Annotated in this window: 18 protein-coding genes; 3 read left to right on the forward strand and 15 right to left on the reverse strand. The window is 64.3% G+C overall.

The genetic code is table 11. The features are described 5' to 3' along the window. Positions 1 to 231 precede the first annotated feature (231 nt). The 9 genes from OMP40_RS29210 to OMP40_RS29250 all read right to left on the reverse strand — a co-directional run bounded on the left by OMP40_RS29210 (position 232) and on the right by OMP40_RS29250 (position 9090). On the reverse strand, positions 232 to 666 hold the full coding sequence (locus OMP40_RS29210) for a phage tail protein (protein ID WP_090112549.1): 435 nt from the start codon (positions 664 to 666) through the stop codon (positions 232 to 234). Positions 667 to 737: 71 nt separating this feature from the next. Continuing rightward, complete coding sequence (locus OMP40_RS29215) at positions 738 to 2447, reverse strand: phage tail sheath family protein (RefSeq protein WP_277536614.1); 1710 nt, start codon at positions 2445 to 2447, stop codon at positions 738 to 740. Positions 2448 to 2755: 308 nt separating this feature from the next. After that, positions 2756 to 3556: a carboxypeptidase-like regulatory domain-containing protein gene (locus OMP40_RS29220; RefSeq protein WP_277536616.1), complete on the reverse strand. Its 801-nt coding sequence runs from the start codon at positions 3554 to 3556 to the stop codon at positions 2756 to 2758. Continuing rightward, entirely contained in the window at positions 3553 to 3951 is a 399-nt protein-coding gene (locus tag OMP40_RS29225) for a DUF4255 domain-containing protein (RefSeq protein WP_277536618.1), read from the reverse strand. The genes OMP40_RS29220 and OMP40_RS29225 overlap by 4 nt, the downstream gene beginning before the upstream one ends. A 296-nt stretch (positions 3952 to 4247) precedes the next feature. Next, on the reverse strand, positions 4248 to 6473 hold the full coding sequence (locus OMP40_RS29230; protein WP_277536620.1) for an AAA family ATPase: 2226 nt from the start codon (positions 6471 to 6473) through the stop codon (positions 4248 to 4250). A 13-nt stretch (positions 6474 to 6486) separates the two neighbouring features. Next, on the reverse strand, positions 6487 to 7854 hold the full coding sequence (locus OMP40_RS29235) for a PP2C family protein-serine/threonine phosphatase (RefSeq protein WP_277536622.1): 1368 nt from the start codon (positions 7852 to 7854) through the stop codon (positions 6487 to 6489). Between the two features lie 68 nt (positions 7855 to 7922). After that, a complete protein-coding gene (locus OMP40_RS29240) occupies positions 7923 to 8264 on the reverse strand; it encodes an STAS domain-containing protein (protein WP_277536624.1) in 342 nt (113 codons plus the stop codon). Between the two features lie 14 nt (positions 8265 to 8278). Next, entirely contained in the window at positions 8279 to 8731 is a 453-nt protein-coding gene (locus OMP40_RS29245; RefSeq protein WP_277536626.1) for an ATP-binding protein, read from the reverse strand. A gap of 179 nt (positions 8732 to 8910) precedes the next feature. Beyond that, positions 8911 to 9090 (reverse strand): hypothetical protein, encoded by a 180-nt coding sequence (locus OMP40_RS29250; protein ID WP_277536628.1) that lies wholly within the window; start codon positions 9088 to 9090, stop codon positions 8911 to 8913. A gap of 19 nt (positions 9091 to 9109) precedes the next feature. Here OMP40_RS29250 and OMP40_RS29255 point away from each other — a divergent pair, with 19 nt between their 5' ends. Then, on the forward strand, positions 9110 to 9532 hold the full coding sequence (locus tag OMP40_RS29255) for an eCIS core domain-containing protein (protein ID WP_277538105.1): 423 nt from the start codon (positions 9110 to 9112) through the stop codon (positions 9530 to 9532). 91 nt (positions 9533 to 9623) lie between these two features. Here OMP40_RS29255 and OMP40_RS29260 read toward each other — a convergent pair whose 3' ends face one another. Together OMP40_RS29260 and OMP40_RS29265 are read right to left on the reverse strand one after the other, a co-directional pair. Next, positions 9624 to 10127, reverse strand: a complete 504-nt coding sequence (locus tag OMP40_RS29260; RefSeq protein WP_277536630.1) for a hypothetical protein — start codon at positions 10125 to 10127, stop codon at positions 9624 to 9626. A 12-nt stretch (positions 10128 to 10139) separates the two neighbouring features. After that, positions 10140 to 10664 carry a hypothetical protein gene (locus tag OMP40_RS29265; RefSeq protein WP_277536632.1) on the reverse strand — a complete coding sequence of 175 codons (525 nt, stop codon included), beginning with the start codon at positions 10662 to 10664 and terminating at the stop codon, positions 10140 to 10142. Between OMP40_RS29265 and OMP40_RS29270 the strand changes: the two genes are divergently transcribed. Beyond that, a complete protein-coding gene (locus OMP40_RS29270) occupies positions 10663 to 11616 on the forward strand; it encodes a hypothetical protein (protein WP_277536634.1) in 954 nt (317 codons plus the stop codon). The genes OMP40_RS29265 and OMP40_RS29270 overlap by 2 nt on opposite strands. A 66-nt stretch (positions 11617 to 11682) precedes the next feature. Continuing rightward, a complete protein-coding gene (locus OMP40_RS29275) occupies positions 11683 to 12201 on the forward strand; it encodes a type III secretion system chaperone family protein (protein WP_277536636.1) in 519 nt (172 codons plus the stop codon). A gap of 56 nt (positions 12202 to 12257) precedes the next feature. On the opposite strand, the gene OMP40_RS29280 is transcribed toward OMP40_RS29275, so the two are convergent. The 4 genes from OMP40_RS29280 to OMP40_RS29290 all read right to left on the reverse strand — a co-directional run bounded on the left by OMP40_RS29280 (position 12258) and on the right by OMP40_RS29290 (position 16139). Next, on the reverse strand, positions 12258 to 13079 hold the full coding sequence (locus OMP40_RS29280; protein WP_277536638.1) for an MBL fold metallo-hydrolase: 822 nt from the start codon (positions 13077 to 13079) through the stop codon (positions 12258 to 12260). Between the two features lie 1067 nt (positions 13080 to 14146). Further along, the gene (locus OMP40_RS29285; protein WP_277538107.1) at positions 14147 to 14821 is read right to left on the reverse strand and encodes a GNAT family N-acetyltransferase; all 675 of its coding nucleotides are present in this window, start codon (positions 14819 to 14821) and stop codon (positions 14147 to 14149) included. A gap of 126 nt (positions 14822 to 14947) precedes the next feature. Beyond that, complete coding sequence (locus tag OMP40_RS42455) at positions 14948 to 15130, reverse strand: alpha-L-rhamnosidase C-terminal domain-containing protein (protein WP_420872091.1); 183 nt, start codon at positions 15128 to 15130, stop codon at positions 14948 to 14950. Continuing rightward, positions 15093 to 16139 (reverse strand): alpha-L-rhamnosidase-related protein, encoded by a 1047-nt coding sequence (locus OMP40_RS29290; protein WP_277538109.1) that lies wholly within the window; start codon positions 16137 to 16139, stop codon positions 15093 to 15095. The genes OMP40_RS42455 and OMP40_RS29290 overlap by 38 nt, the downstream gene beginning before the upstream one ends. Positions 16140 to 16166 lie beyond the last annotated feature (27 nt).

Here is a 16166-nt window from a genome sequence, read left to right on the forward strand (position 1 = left end):
TCTGGATGTAACGTCGGACTGCTAGAAATGCGGGTCGGTCGTAGCGACCTGCGCTTCTGGCAACCGGTTACTTCAGAGATTTGCCGAAGATTCATCGAACGCTCCTACATAAGGCTAGCATCGGAACGAGTGATATCCTCTTCGTTCGGAACAATGCCGGAAGCTGCCGACAGGCGAATCGCGTCCTGCCGGTCAGCTCTCCAGCCGCCCCGAGGGGCTTAAGGATATGAATTATTGCGTGCGGGTCATGCCTTCATGCGCCAGTTCGAGCAGCTCGATCGCCGCTTCGGAGCCTTGGCCGTTGAAGTTCGGCGCGGTGTAGCGCACCGGCCAGGCTTCGATGACCTGCCAGGTCGCCACGTCCGTGCCTTCCTCGTCGATGGCGATGATCGTGACCGTCTTGCGTTCAACGGTGCCGTTGACGCAGTCCTGGATCCACTCCCACAGCTCCAGGGAGTCGGTAGCGCCCCATTTGAGGCTGATATTGCCGTAACGCGCCAGCCCCGGGAGCTTGCGCGGCGTGATGACTTCGTTGCCTTCGCGGTACTGGATGACGTCGAACGAAGCGTCGAAGCCCGACACTTCGCTGAAGCCGGCTTGCTGCAAGCCTTCGAGCTCAACGCGGAATCTAAAATTGCGGTACGGATCTGTACGTTCTCCTGTCATGGGTATCCCCTTCCGTGAATATCGTGCGGCGCCTCCGGCCGGCGGACGGCGCTAAGCTGACTTGCCGTCCTTTATTCGGAGCCGGTCTTCTGCGTGATGCGGAAGATGACGAACTCGGCCGGCTTGACCGGCGCGACGCCGATAACGCAGATGAGGCGTCCGTTGTCGATATCGTCCTGGGTCATCGTGGAGCGGCCGATATCGATGAAAAACGCTTCGGACGGGCTGGAGCCGACGAGCGCCCCGTCTCGCCATACGCGCGTCAGGAAGGCGTCGATCGTGCGCTGCACGCGAGCCCAAAGCTGATCGTTGTTCGGCTCGAATACGACCCAGTTCGTGCCTGCCTTGATCGAACCTTCCAGGAAAATGAACAGACGGCGCACGTTGATGTATTTCCATAGCGAATTGGAAGACGCGGTACGGGCGCCCCATACGCGAATGCCCTGGCCGGTGAACGAGCGGATCAGGTTGACGCCGGCCGGATTCAGGATGTCTTGTTCGCCGGTGTTGTACTGCACGTCGAGTCCGACGACCCCGCGGAGCACTTCGTTGGCCGGCGCCTTCTGAACGCCGCGCGTCGTATCGGAGCGCGAATAGATGCCAGCCATCGTGCCGGACGGCGGCACGAAAATGTTGCGCTTGTCGAGCGGATCGAATACCGACAGCCACGGATTGTAAAGCGCCGCGTAGCTGGAGTCGAACAGGTCGCGGTGCGTAAGCACGTCCGCTACCTTCGTCTTTTCTCGCGGAATGTCGAGAATCGCGAAGCGGCTGCCGAGATTCTCGCAGTGCGCGACGAGCGACAGCTGGACGTTCGGATCGGTCACGCCGGGAATGGCCATGATGCTGACCACGTCGTTGTCGATGAACGACTGGATGCCCGTGCGTCGGCCCGGTCCGCGGTCTTCGCCGATAAAATCGGCGGCGGAAAGATTGCCCACGGTGCCGTCGCTGCCGCCCGTCAGAACGAACTCGAGCACGCCTTCGGCGTCGCCCGTCAGCTGCTCGAAGGGCGCGGTCGCCGCAGTCGAAGTGACGAGCGCGGTTACGTCCACCAGGTTGGAGCGGCTGGCCACCTTGTCCAAGTAAGAAGGCGCTTCGGGATTCAGCGATACCTTCTCGAAAATCTCGACTTCGTCGCCGAACGCGACGGTCAGCGTAAATTCGCTCGTCGACAAGACCTTGGACGGCAGCAGCGCCGTATCGACGACGTCGCCGTCCAGCGGCTCGGCCAGCTCGACGATATTGTCCTGAACGCTGACGATGCGGGCAAGTTGAACCTCGCCGCCGGCCGCGAACGAGACGACGTCTCCCGCGTAAAAGCCGTTGGCGTTTTTGACGCGGTAGCGCTTGTCGGTCACTTCGTAAATCTGCGTCTTCGCCTTGCTCGCCGGCGCGAGCGATACGCTGACGAGATTGCCCCATGCGCCGGGATTTTTGGCGGAGATGGAGAGCGCGTCCGCCAACCGGTCGCCGTTCGTAGCGGGCTTCGCGTCGGAAGGCGCTACCCGCATCACGTAGCAGCGAGAGCCGCCGTTCATGAAAAACTGCTCGACCGCGTAAGCCAAATAACGATAACTGCCGAAGGCGCTCTCGGACAAATAAGAACCGAACGCGCGCTGGAAATCGGCGGGACCGGTCACGAGCAAGGGCAGCCCCTCTACCGCGCCGCGTTGGGCAAGACCGATAAAACCGGCCGTGCTGGTGCTGACGCCCTCAAGCGGTCTGGACCCGCTCTCGAATTCCTCTACATATACCCCAGGCGACAAATAATCTGCCATACTCCCCGGCTCCCTCACGGATGCATCCTGATGTCGACCTTGATGCGGCATCCGTAAGCGGCCAGTTCCTCCTCTCTGCTGGTGGGTTGATCGCCGCGGTACAGGCGGGCTGCCCGGGCTGCCGGTCCGAATCGATAGAGCCCGATTGCGATTCCGGCGTCCGAGGCACGCCCTCCTGACCGCGGCCTTTCGATAATCTATAACAATCGCCGCCGCGCCCGCAGCCAACCGCCGCGGGCGCGACATCGTCATGCCCATTGTCCGCGCGGCCGCCGCTCCTCAAGCGGTCGGCCGCTTATGCGCCGCCGTCAGCCGGCGGGCCATTCGATGCGCGCTTGCGGGGTCACCGTCCCGCCGCTTGCGGTCCATTCGGCGCGCGTCCGCTTCTTGCCGAGCGCCAGCTCCGCGTGAACGCGGAACCGCTGCGGATAAGCGCCGCGCAGCGCGAGCGTCGCCGCCCCTTCGCGGTCGGTGCGCGCCTCGGCCGCAGGCAGCAGCAATGCGCCGCGACGCCAGTCCCGCATCGCAGGCGCCTCAAGCGACAGCAGTCCCGGCTGGCCCGTGTCCGGGCCGGCCCTGCAGCGCTCCTTCGCCTTTCCGCCGCGCTCCATGAGGATGAAGTGATCGCCCGGCAGCAGCCGGCCGCCTTCCGAAGCGCAGCGAAGCTTGTCCGAGCCGGCCGGCAGTTCGTCGGCCAGCCTGCCCCGGACGCAGCTCTCCTCTTCGATCCATGCGTAAATATCGAGGTCCGGCACCGGTTTGCCGTCCGCGCCGACCGCCAGCAGGGCAAGCCCCGTCGCGCCCGGCGGCGCCGCGAGCCTGGAACCGGGCAGCAGCGGCGCGACGACGACAGGCGACCGCGCCGGGAGCGCAGTCAAATCGACGTCCCTCCGCGAGGCGAGCCGCATCGGCGCGGATACCGTCAAACTACAAGCGGCAGCCTGCACGTCCATGAACGCAAATCCGCCGTCCGCCGTGCGCAGCGGCTTGTGGGGCAGTCCCTCCAGCCGCACGACCACGTCGGCCCCGGCGAGCGCCCGCCCCGTCCAGGCGTCGATCGGATATACGACCAGGGAGCATCGTGAGACGAAGGTCGATGCGGCGCTCATCGCGGCTCTCCTTCGCCGATGTCGCGCAGCGTGATGCGTCGCTCGACGACGCGCGGTCCCGGCTTCACGCGGTTCGACTCCAGCAGGATCGGGCCCACCCGGTAGACGAGCGACAGTTTGTAAGGCAGATCGCCGAACTGCCACAGCCGGACCAGTTGATCCGTATCCATGTTCTCCGACGTGATGCGCAGTTCCTCGCCGGACATCGCGAGCGAGCCTTCTAGATAAGGCGCCCGAAGCACGGCGTTGTCGTACAGCGTCTGCATCACCTTGCCCAGCATCAGATGCTCGTCCAGCGTTCGGGCGAGCGGCTCCGCGGCCGAATGCGCGGTGATGAGATATGTAAGATCCAGCGCCAGCGGCGGAAAGCGGAGCTGGCCGCCCTGCGCCTGCATCGCGTTTCTTCTGGCTTCCCCCGCTCTCGCGGACGCCGACGAGATACAGAGACAAGCTAAGGTCTCCTTTGTCCGCCGGCGAAGCCAGGCCGATCAAGTCGGGACGGACGATCGGATCGGGCGACAGCTGTTCGCGAAGCAGCTTCAGCAGGCTGGAACCGACCTCCGCGATCGCGGTGTAGGAGCCGATGGATGACACCCCTCTCGCAGGCGATAGTAATGATAACCTTGGTCGAAAAGCAGATTGCTACATTTTTCGCCAATAAATTCATTATATCGGCATTTTCGCACAGTGGCTATCCAAAACTTGCATCGGTTTCGCCGTCATAGGGCGCAAAATGGTCTTTGACCCAGATTTTCCCCATCTTGCGCAATTCCTGGGCCGACGCGCGCACCAGATGCGGCATGCCGATCGGCCGATCTTCGCCCGCCGCCAAAAAAGCGGCGGTCAGCACGATATTTTTGATATGCCCGCCGGCGACGTCGAGTCTTGCGGCCAGAAATGCGAGATCCAGATCGTCCCCGGTCGGCACGGACGGCGGCAGATGCGTCTTGAAAATGCGCTCGCGGTCCGCGGCGTCGGGCGCCGGAAACTTGATCACCGCGCTCATCCGCCGCAAAAGCGCTTCGTCCATATTTTGCAACAGGTTCGTCGCCAGAATCGTCACCCCGTCGTACGCCTCGATCCGCTGCAGCAAATAAGCCGCTTCCATGTTGGCATATTTATCGTGGGCGTCTTTGACTTCGGTCCGCTTCCCGAACAGGGCGTCGCCCTCGTCGAAAAACAAGATGGCCCCGCTCTGCTCCGCTTCGGCGAACAGCTCTCTTAGCCGCTGCTCCGTTTCGCCGATGTATTTGCTCACGATGCGGGACAGGTCGATCCGGTACATGTCGAGTCCGAGCTCGCCGGCGACGATCTCGGCGGACATCGTCTTCCCCGTTCCGGGCGGCCCCGCAAGCAGCAGATGGAGTCCGGTGCCGTACGGCAGCTTGTCGCGGAATCCCCACTCCTCGAGCACGCGCCCGCGATGCGCGAATCGCCCGCAAGCCTCGCGCAGCAGCGCGAGCGGCTCCGGCGGAAGCACCAGGTCGCTCCAGCTCCGCTTGGGCACGATCCGCTCCGCCATCTCCGCCAGCCGGTGGCGAAACTGGCCGCGCGCGGCTTCCTCGAGCTCCGCGGCGGCGGGCCACGCATGTCCTGACCCTGCGGCGAGCGTCCGCGCCTGGCGCCAGGCCTGCTCGGTCTGACCGGGCGACAGCCGGTATTTGTCGGCGATCTCTTTGAACAGGCCTCCCTCGTACCGTTGAGGCATCGGCCCGGAGATGCCTTCGCGTCCCGCCGACGCCGAAGCCATCCATAGCGTCTCGCGCCGCGCCGCATCCGGCAGGCCGACCTCCGCCTGCCAGAACATGCGCCCTTCTGCCGCAGGCAGGCTGTGCGGCGTACGCCGTTCGCGGCTGCACCAGCAGACGAGCGGATGCGCGGCGCAAGCCGCATAGCCGGCGAGGGCATCGCCGTATACGCCAAGCAGCGCCGGGTCCGGCGCCTTCGCGCCCTCCCCTTCGGCAAAGCACAGCGCCGCGCCGCCGAGCAGCGCTTCCCTGACGAGCTGCGCGAGCGCGGCGGCGAGCTTGGCGGGCTCCGCCGGCAGCCGCTCGACCTGCGCGCAGAGCAGCGCCTGTCCACGCGCCGCCGCCAGCCGACGGACGCGAAGCCGCTTGCCCGCGCCCGCCGGCCCCCACAGCTGCGCCATCGGCCAGTGCGAATGCGCCCGCGCTTCCCGCGCTTCGGCCAGCGGCGCGAGCACGCGCCACGCCTCGTCGTTCGCGGGCAGCGCCGGCAATTCCGCGTCGTCCGGGCCGTAGCGGCTCGCGATACCGTCGAGCCGCGCATCCAGCGGCTCCGCCTCCAACACGAAGCTGACGATGCGCGGATCCAGCCGCAGCGGCTCGCGGAAGCCGGGCGTTCGCGCGCGAGCCTCCTCGCCGGCATCGAGCAGCAGGCGGCGCAGCCGCGTCCCCGCGAGCGCGCGGCGCCCTTCGGCCCGCTCGTCCGCCGAGTCGCACAGCAGCCGCAGCGCCAGATCCGGCGTCGCCGCCTTGAGCGTCACGTCGTCGTTCAGGTAGCCGAACCACTTTTCGTACCGCCGGCTGCATTCTCCGGCGATCGCCAGCACGACGAGCCGCCTTTCCCATCGCGACAGCCCGAGCCGCTCCGTCAGAAGCGTCAGCGGCAGCGCGTTCCCCGAAGCGGCTGCTTGCCGCTCGCTTTCCGCCATTCGCGACTCCGCCTCTTGCCGCCGGGCGGCGAAGGCGCGCCAACGCTCGGAAGCCGTCTCGTCCTCCGGCGCCGCGCGCAGCAGCTCCTCGGGCGTCACGACGAGGCCCCGCAGCGCGGCCAGCGGGTCGGCGAAAGGGTCCTCGCCCGACGGGCCGAGGAGCGACCGCATGCCTTCCTCCAGCAGCAGCAGCTCGTCCTCGAGCAGCTGCGCGCCGTTCCTATACATTCGGATGCCGCTCAATCGCGCCCCTCCTTCACGATCGCCTCATCAGGCTCAGCACCGCGATGTCGTCCGACTGCGGCGCGCCGTCGGCGAACATGAACACGTCCATGAGCAGCGCGTCGATCACCTCGGCGCTCGACATCCCCGGCGTCATCCCCAAAAACCGCTGCAGCCGCCCGCCGCCGTACTGCTCCTGCGAGACGTTTTCGGCCTCGGTAATGCCGTCCGTATACAGCACGAGCCGGTCGCCTTCGGACAGCGTCACGACCGTATCGTAGTAGCTCGACTCGGGCATCGCCGCAAGCGGAAGGCTTTTTCTGAGCTTAAGCGGCTGCACCTCGCCCGTTGCCCGCACGAGATACGGCGTGCAGTGTCCGCCTTCGCTGAGCGTCGTCTCGCCGGTCTCGGCGTCGAACACGCCGCACACGATCGTCGCGAACAGCATCGGATCGTCGGCGGCCAGCTCGTCGTTGACCATGCGCAGCAGCTCGCCTGGCGACAGGTCGGGCTTCATCTTGCCCTTGAGCAGCGTCAGCGCGACCGCCATGAACAGCGCCGCCGGGATGCCCTTGTCCGACACGTCGCCAAGCGTGAAGAACAATCGGTTCTGGTCGATCTTGTAAAAATTGTAGAAGTCGCCTCCGACTTCCTTGGCCGACTTGAGCAGCGCGCAAACGTCGTAAGGCTCTTGGGCGGAAGGCATCGTGCGCGGCAGAAAGCTCATCTGTATGCCGCCCGCGATCTGCAGCTCGCTCTCGAGCCGATCCTTGATCTTGGTCGTCGCGGCCAGCGCGTGCATTGAGCCCTCGAGCTGCTCGTACAGCCTGGCGTTCTCGAGCGCGACCGCCATCGGCTGGGCGACCGCTTCGAGCAGCTGCCGGTCGCGATCGGTGAACGGCCGGCGGCCCCGCTTGTTGACGACCTGCAGGACGCCCTCCACCTGGCCGCCTTTGACGATCGGCACGGTGAGCAGGTTGCGCGTCTTGAAGCCGGTCGCGCTCGCCACCCGGCTCGACCAGCGCGGATCGGCGCCCGGATCGTTGACGACGATGCTGTCGCCCGTCTGCGCCACAAGTCCCGCGATCCCTTCGCCGACCGGGAGGCGGATGCGCTTGACCTCCTCCCCTTTACCGCCTGTGGCGACCTCGAAAAACAGCTCCTGGCTGTCCCGGTCAAGCAGCAGCACGGAAGCCGCCTCGACCGGCAATATCGTCTTCGCCCGCTCGATAATCAGCTCGATCTGCTCGCCGCGTCTTAGCGTCGAGTTCAGCTGAAGGCTGATATCGAGCAGCGTGCGGGCTTGCCGCACGCGGGAACGGCATGCCAAATATACGGCCGCGCCGCCTGCCAGTCCTCCCGCGACCAGCGCCGGGGCAACCGCCGCCCACAGCATGTCCATCGTCTCCATCCCCCCTCCGCTTCCGCGGCCCTTCGATTGCCTGCGAACGCCGTTCGCCGCGCCCTGCGTCAGCGGGCCGCGAGCGCCGCCGTCGCTTGCGCCGCCGTATCCGCCGTCTCGAGAATGCCGAGCAGTCCCGACATCTCGAACACTTCGCGCACCGCTTCGCTCATGCCTGCGCAGATCAAGCTCCCTTTGAGCGCCTTCGTCTTTTTGGCGGCGACGAGCACGACCCGCAGCCCCGCGCTGCTAATGTATTGTAGCGCGGAAAAATCCAGCACGTACCGGGTGTGACCTTCGCCGGCCAAGCGAACGAACGCCGCTTCGGCCTCCGATGCGTTTTGTCCGTCGAGACGGCCCTCTATCGACAGGACGGCGACGCCGTCCTTTACCGCTGATTTCAATTCCATCGCTGGCACCTCGTCTATTCGTATTTGATCATCGTCAGTCTGTTGCCCGAAGGGAGCCGCTCGTATTCGAGTTCGTCCATCAGCCGCTTGACGAAATAAACGCCGAGCCCGCCGATCGGGCGGCTGTCCAGGTCCTGCGTCAGATCGGGGTCGGCTTTGGCCAGCGGATCGAAGGCCGCCGCATTGTCCTCCAGCACAAGACGCGCGCCGCCCGCGACCTTGGCCACGGTCAGCAGTATCCGGGGCTCGCCGCCGTCCGGATAGCCGTAAGTCGCGATATTCGTCAGCAATTCCTCGCAGGCGAGCGTCAATTGAAGCGCCGTTCGCGGCGACCAGCCCAAGCGTTCGCCGGTCGATTCCATGAATCGATGAAGCGCCCCGATCGCGGACAAGCCTTCGTCCAGCGCGATCGCGCAGCTCCCGTCCGCGCCCGGTCCCTCGTCCACTCTGTCGTTCCTAGCGGTCAATGGCTTCCCTCCGTCCGCCGTCAGGCGATGCCAAGACGTTTTTATTCACGCGTATCATACCATAATCCGACAAAAAAAATAGCCGTTTACGGCAAACGAAATCGTATTTATACGGGAAAATATAAGCTATAATAGAAAACAAATCTATGAACGGAAAAGAGGTCGCGACTTTGAGCCGCCTATACGCCCACAACCGCAAGCCCGCCGCCTCCCGCGCCGGGCAAGCCGACAAGCCGCAGCAGGGCAAGCCGATACAGATGCTCGCGATGCAGCGGGCCGTCGGCAACCGGGCCGTACTGCAGATGATGCGCGCGGACGAGCTGTCGCCGGAAGAGACGGCCGCCCCCCGCGCAGCGCAAGGAGGAACGTCCAGGCGCGCTGCCGCTCGACGTCCAGGCCAAGATGGAAAATGTGATGGGCGCCGACTTTTCCAACGTCAACGTCCACGCCAACTCCTCGGAGGCTTCGAGCGTAGGCGCGCTCGCCTACGCGCAGGGCAACGACATCCATTTCGCGCCCGGCCAGTACAGTCCCGACACGCAGAGCGGCCAGAAGATCATCGGCCACGAGCTTGCCCACGTCGTTCAGCAGCGGCAAGGGCGCGTGCTGCCGACCGCCCAGTTGAAGAGCGGCATGCGCCTGAACGACGACCCCGCGCTTGAAAAAGAAGCGGACGAGCTTGGCGAGCGCGCGGCGGCTACGCCGGATCAAGCCGCGCCGACGATCCAGCGGATGGCCGATCGCCCTACGCCCGGATTGCCCGAACATGTCGCCCCTTTCACGCCGATACAACATTCGTGACCGCCGCCCTTCTTCCCGGGACTGACCGGGGCTGCCGCTTCAATCCTTTATCGCCACTCGCCCATCGCCAAGGAGTCGTGCATTCATGAGCTCATTTCAAGCCGCGTCCCGCTCCGCGGGACCCGCATCCTCGCAGGCCGCGCAGGCCAAGTCCGTTCCCTCGCGGTCGTCCGCCGTTCCGGCCGCCGCGACGCTGCAGCGCATGCAATCGCCCGCGGGCATTTTGCAGCTCCAGCGCGCCCTCGGCAACGCCGCCCTGGTCCAGTTGCTGACCGATCCGGCCAAGCTTCCCGCTTCGATGCCGTCCCCGAACGCCTCGAAACAGACTTCGCTCGCCGGCGCGCACCTGCGCAGCTTCAAAAAGGAGCTTGACGCCGGCGGCGGCGAGTCGTTCGAAGTCGACGAAAGCACGATGGTCGGCGGCAAGATCAAGTATCGCGGAGAGCTTGACGTATTCGAGGTTTACGACAAGACGGGCGGCTGGAAGCTCGCGAAGTTCGGCTCCGATTACGGCTTCATCCGCAAGGAAAAGGTGAAGGCGCTCGGCGGCATCGCCGGCGCGCGCGACAAGCTGGCCGACATCAAGGCGCAGCAATCCGGCGCCGCGCTATCCTCGGTCGGTTCCAATCCCCAGGCGGAGGAAGGAACGGAAGAACGCGTCGAGACGGCGGATAGTCTCAAAGAGCTGGGCACCCTCGTGCCCGGCACCAAGTCCGAGCAGCTCGAGGACGCGATCGACAACCTGAAGGGCGTCGAGGGCGCCGAGGACCAGAAGGAAGCGCTCGAGAACCAGAAGAGCCACCTGGACGTCGGCACCAATCCGCTCGAATTCGCCATGTCCGGCGTAGGCGGCCTCATCGCCATGAAAAAAACGATCGGCGCGATCAAAGACCCCGAGCAATCCAAGATGGATGTGGCGGAAGGCGTCATCGACACGGCCGCTTCCGGGACGAAGATGGTCGAAAGCGGCTCGGGGCTCATCAACGACGCGGGCGTCGTCCACGGTACGGGCGACATCGGCGATGCGGGCGCGGTCAGCGACTGGGCCGGCTCGGTCGGAGAGGCGATCGCCGCCATCAAGAGCGCGTTCAGCGTCGTCAAGGGCATCTACGACATGTTCAAAAAAAGGCATGAGCGACGAAGGTCTCAGCAAGGACGAAGCGGTGGCCGGCACGCTCGACGCGCTGGAAAACAGCCTGCAAGCGGCCCAAGGCGTCCTGAAGACCGTCAAGGCGATCAAGGATATACTGGATATGGGTACCGCGGGTCTCGCCGCGGCCATTCCGGCCGTCGGCATCGCCATCAGCGGCATTGCCATTACGATCAAGACGTACAATGCGGTCAAGGCGACCGTATCCGCCATGAAGATGACGACGGCCAAGCGGGAGTTCAAGTCCGCCTACGGCGCAGGCGGCAAAAACAAGGATTATGTCACGGCGGGCAAAAAGCGCACGCTCGGCGGCGTACATCTGTGGACGACGAACGCGGGCACCGACCCGGCCAAGCTCAAGCAGCGCAAGGACGAGCTGACCGCGCTGGGAACGACCGCCTCGGCGGAGGAAGCGCAGGAACTGAAGGATATCGTGGACTACGAGCTCGCCAAGGAAATGAAGTACATCAACCGCAAACGACAGATTCGCGGTACGATCGAGATCGGTCTGGAGATGACCAACATCGCCGGCGATATCGCGACGCTTACCGGCGTCGGCGCGCAGGTCGGCATCCCGCTCAAGGCGGCGGCCGGAGGCGCCGGCGCGACGATGAAGGTGGCGCGAACGGTCAAGCAGATGGGCCGCGACCGCGCCGCCAAGCCGGGCGCCTGGAGCGTCACCAAAGCCGTTTTCAACGCGGAAAAGTCTTCTTCCGCCAAGTTGGCCAAGCGAATCCAGCACAGCAACCTGATCTTGGAAATGGTCGCCGCGCTGCCTGAATACCGCCCGGGCGACGAGAGCATCCTCAAGCAATACAAACGCGTCGAAAACTTCATCTCGGCCAGCGGCGTTTCCACCGCCGAGCTGTACCGCTTGAACGGCAACGTCGAAAAGCAGCGCGAGCTGCTCGTTAATGGCATGAAGCAGCGCTGACCCGGCTGTGAAGGCCGCAGCCGGCCGCTTCAACCAGGTTTGTACTCCGATTGAGAGGGTGAGCTAATGGACAACTATACGAATGCGCGCGACTTGGCGGAGCTCGGCTTTTTGCAGCAGGCGCTGGAGGAAGCCGGCCTGCCGTGCCAACTTCTCGAACCGTCCCCGGACGTGCCGATTCCCGCCCTGCTCGCCTCGCCCGACGCCGACGAAGATGACGGCGAACGGTTTTTGACTTTTACGTTCGTGCCGCTGGGCGACGAGGATATCGGCGATATTCGCTTGCTGCAAATTTACACCGTCGTCGCGCCCGCCGTCGCTTCGGCAGCGCGCGCCGGACTTACCGAACTGCTCATGGCTGTCAACAGCCGGCTCCCGCTCGGCCACTTCAGCTTGAACGACGCCGGGGAGCTGTATTACCGCTACGTGTGGGCCGTCGGCGCCGCGCAGAAGCTGCCGCAGCCGGACGCGCTGCATGTCATCGATCTGTTCATGATGACGCTCGGCATGTTCGGACAGGCGGTCGGCGAAGTGGCAGCCGGCAGACGTCCCGCCGCGCAAGCGATCTCGGGCCTGACTTCTTAAGCCCGGCCGGGTTATCGTTCAGGCTGCATCAAAAAAGAGGGGCTAGCCGCTTTGGACTAGACCCCTCTTTTTGCTGCGGGTACCCGCAGCTCCATTCCTTCGGCGGCGAAGCGCGCCCATGCCGGCAGCCCGTAATCGCGTCTGACGTCGATATCGTGCGACAGATGCGTAAAGACGACGGAAGGCGCGCCGACCTCCTCGGTCAAACGCAGTCCTTCCTTGACGTCGTACAGGGAACGCGTCGACATCGGATAAGGCTCCTCGTAGAAGCTCGTCCCCAGGATAAGCAGCGACAAACCGCGCAGGGGCGCCTTCTGCTCGTCCGACAAATCGATCGAATCGGGACAGTAGGCGAACGATCCGCCATCCCGGTGATCGAAGCGGTACGCGTACGAATAGCCGTTTTTGCCGTGGTTCACCTTCCATGCGCGAATCGACCAGCCGCCGTAGGCCAGATCGCCGCCCTGTTCGAGCGGCCGGTGGAGAAGACGTCCGCCGATCCAGGGATAGCGGATGGAGACGTCCTGGAGTACCTCGGCAGGGGCGTGCAGCTCGGCCGTCATTTCCAGCCAGCGGCACGCGTCCGCCCATTCGGCCAGGCCGCCGATATGGTCCACATGCGCGTGCGTCAGCAGCGCCCGTTCCACCCGCCTCGCCCCGAGCCGCTCCATCTGATTGCGCCAGTCCGGCCCGCAATCGACGAGCAGCGGCGCTTCGTCCGCCGTTCGCAGCCATATGGAGGAACGCCGCCTGACGTTCAGCCCGGCGCCGCGCGCCTCTTCGCATACCGCGCATTCGCAATACACGCGCGGCGTGCCCAGGGAATCGCCGTTCCCCAGCACCTTGACGATCAAATCCTGATGATGTGTCGCGGACAACGCGCTACCCTTCCTTCCGTTGGTCCCGAATGACCTTGCTGCATCATGCTATCTTTAAACTGCATCATCCAGCTTCGGTATGGCTGAGATTTGAATTGTATCACAAGATGTTTGCTAAGCATGCGCAACTTCAGCTGTTGTAAGCGACCGATGCGGTAGATCGGCACTGTCCGGAGCGTCCCGGACGCCCGTTAGTGCCTTTTTTGCGCTTATCGGCCCTGCCTGGAGCGTCCCGGATGCGGAGTTAGTGCCTTTTTTGCGCTTATCGGCCCTGCCTGGAGCGGTCCGGATGCCGCGTTAGCGCCTTTTTTGCGCTTATCGGCCCTGCCTGGAGCGTCCCGGAGGCGGAGTTAGTGCCTTTTTGCACTTATCGGCCCCGCCTGAAGCGGTCCGGATGCCGCGTTAGTGCCTTTTTTGCGCTTATCGGCCCCGCCTGAAGCGGTCCGGAGGCCGCGTTAGTGCCTTTTTGCACTTATCGGCCCTGCCTGGAGCGGTCCGGAGGCGGAGTTAGCGTCTTTTTGCACTTATCGGCCCCGCCTGAAGCGGTCCGGAGGCGGAGTTAGCGTCTTTTTGCGCTTATCGGCCCCGCCTGAAGCGGTCCGGAGGCGGAGTTAGTGCCTTTTTTGCGCTTATCGGCCCCGCCTGAAGCGGTCCGGATGCCGCGTTAGCGCCTTTTTTGCGCTTATCGGCCCCGCCTGAAGCGGTCCGGACGCCGCGTTAGCGCCTTTTTTGCGCTTACCGGCCCCGCCTGAAGCGGTCCGGAGGTGACGTTAGCGCCTTTTTGCGCTTATCGGCCCCGCCTGAAGCGGTCCGGAGGTGACGTTAGCGCCCGTTTGCGCTTATCGCCATGGAATTACACCGGTTTTTCCGGTAACTCCGCGCTCCGGTTACGCATTCCATGGGAGTTGCACGTTTGTTCCGTGCAACTTCGCCCCGCTCCCCCCGGCGATGCTATCGCGCTATACGGACGCTTGATTCCAAGAAAAGCAAGTGCCGATTGTGATCGCCTATTTACGCCATAGCAGGTTCCCGTCGATGGATAGGGTCAAAACGCCGGACGGCCGAGCCTAGATCGGCAGCAGCTCTACGCTGTCCAGCGCTTCGAGCCTTGCGACCATCGTCTCCCAGGCTTCGGGCTTGTTCGGCAGGGCGGCGTAATACCAGCGAAGAAAACCGGCGGCCAGCGACGTCGGCAGCTTGGCGACCGCATCGTCCGCAGGCTTGAAGCAAAGGTCGAGGCCTTCGACCGCCTTGCCTTCGTGATCCCACGACGGATGGACGTACGCGAGATCGAGGCGCTTAAAGCCTAGATGCGACAGCACCTCGCGCCTGACGGCGGGATGCATCGGACCGACCGGACCGGCGGCCTCCCGCTCGTCCAGCTGCGCAGGATCGTAAATCTCGGCGAGCATGCCGAGCATCGGCACGCCGCTCTCCGCCTCCAGCCGCTTCAAATGCGCTTCGCGCTGCACGAGCAAAAACCGGCCGATGCCGAGTCCAGGACGGCCGACGATCGTAAAGTCGGTCATCGCCACGGCGAATTCGGGCCGGTAGCGGTATTCGGTCGCGCCGACGACTTCACCGTCCAGCACGGCGACGAACACCTGGATCGTCGGATCCAGCAGCGGCTCCCGCCACAGCTCGAACGCCAGTACCTCCTCCGGCGGGAATACGCGCCCCATCAATTCATGCATTTTCAAAAAGTACGGATCTTCGATCGATTCGACCTTGCGATATTCCAGCGCCATATCGGTCCCCTCCCTATCCGGCTAAAATGAAGAAAGACGGGGCGGCATGCATCCCCGTCTTCCCGTGCGATAGCCAGCTCTTGCATTCAAGCGTAAAGGAATCGAATCGTCTTGTAAAGTTTAATCTAGCGCCGCGGCTCCGGTTGCGACGACAAAGGCATGCCGCCCCGGACCGACGATGCGCTCATCGACCGCAGTCTCGCCCCGATCGGGCCGCGGCAGCACGATCGCCGCCGTCGCGCCCTCCGGAACCTCGACGTTAAGCTTAAAGGCGTTCCCTTCCTTTCTCCATTCCGAGACGATCTCCCCCCTTTACCGTCCTTAGCCGGGTCCGCACCCAGTCCAGGCTCGCAGGCGCGCGCGGACGGATCCGGATCGTCTCGTAGCCGGGCGAGAGCGGCTCTATGCCGCCCAGCCGGGTGTAAAAGGACGCGCCGACGCCGCCGAACATCGCATGGTCGTGCGAGTGCATGCCGCCCTTTTCGCTCCACTGCTCCCAAAGCGTCGTCGCGCCCTGGCCGATCTGATAGCCGAAGCCGGGATATTCCGGCTGCGTCAGCAGCGCAAGCGCCAGATCGATATGGCCGTGATCCGCGAGCACGTCCATCAAATAGCGCGTGCCGTAAATGCCGGTATCCAGACGCCGGCCTTTCCTCTCGATCGCGGCCAACAATCCTTCGACCGCCTTCCCGACGAAGCCATCCGGCACCATGCCGAACGCGAGCGGCATGAGCTGCGCCGTCTGCGAGCCGCTGCCGTAAATGCCGTTGCCGTCGTGAAAGCGCGCGTCGAACGCCGCGCCGATCCGATCCGCAAGCGCCGCGAAGCGCGCCGCATCGTCCGAAAAGCCGCAAACCTCCGCCGCCTGGGAGGCGATGCGCGCGAACCGCCAATACAAGGACGAGTTTACGATCGCAACTTCGTTGAAGTAATTTTCCCAGCCGTCCTCGTTAGGTACGCACCAGTCGCCGAAGCCCTCCTCGACAATGCCGGAAGGCCATTTTGCGGCGAGCGCATCGACGTAGGCGGACATGTCGGGAAAGTACGTCTCAAGCGTCCCGCGATCGCCGTAATACAGGTACAAGTACCAAGGCAGCGTCACTTTGTCCCCGCTCCAGTCGGGATTGCCGCTGTCGTGGCGAATATCGCCGAGCCATTTGCGGTAATACGCCTGCATCCCGAAGTTGTGGATGGCGGCTTCCTCGACGACCGCGGAATCCATGAGACACGGCGTCCGCTCGTCCCGCTGGCAGCAATCGGTCGGAATGCTGTACAGGTTGTTGAGAATGGACCAGCGAAGGTTGCTTTGTATTCGGACAAGCGTCTCGTCCGAACAGCT

This window comes from Cohnella rhizosphaerae (assembly GCF_029525575.1).
Lineage (GTDB): Bacteria > Bacillota > Bacilli > Paenibacillales > Paenibacillaceae > Cohnella > Cohnella rhizosphaerae.

Excerpts from the sequence above, each read along its gene's own strand:
- OMP40_RS29210 (WP_090112549.1), bottom strand. The coding sequence starts at position 666 with ATGACAGGAGAACGTACAGATCCGTACCGCAATTTTAGATTCCGCGTT.
- OMP40_RS29215 (WP_277536614.1), bottom strand. The coding sequence starts at position 2,447 with ATGGCAGATTATTTGTCGCCTGGGGTATATGTAGAGGAATTCGAGAGC.
- OMP40_RS29220 (WP_277536616.1), bottom strand. The coding sequence starts at position 3,556 with ATGAGCGCCGCATCGACCTTCGTCTCACGATGCTCCCTGGTCGTATAT.
- OMP40_RS29225 (WP_277536618.1), bottom strand. The coding sequence starts at position 3,951 with ATGCAGGCGCAGGGCGGCCAGCTCCGCTTTCCGCCGCTGGCGCTGGAT.
- OMP40_RS29235 (WP_277536622.1), bottom strand. The coding sequence starts at position 7,854 with ATGGACATGCTGTGGGCGGCGGTTGCCCCGGCGCTGGTCGCGGGAGGA.
- OMP40_RS29240 (WP_277536624.1), bottom strand. The coding sequence starts at position 8,264 with ATGGAATTGAAATCAGCGGTAAAGGACGGCGTCGCCGTCCTGTCGATA.
- OMP40_RS29270 (WP_277536634.1), top strand. The coding sequence starts at position 10,663 with ATGAGCGACGAAGGTCTCAGCAAGGACGAAGCGGTGGCCGGCACGCTC.
- OMP40_RS29265 (WP_277536632.1), bottom strand. The coding sequence starts at position 10,664 with ATGCCTTTTTTTGAACATGTCGTAGATGCCCTTGACGACGCTGAACGC.
- OMP40_RS29275 (WP_277536636.1), top strand. The coding sequence starts at position 11,683 with ATGGACAACTATACGAATGCGCGCGACTTGGCGGAGCTCGGCTTTTTG.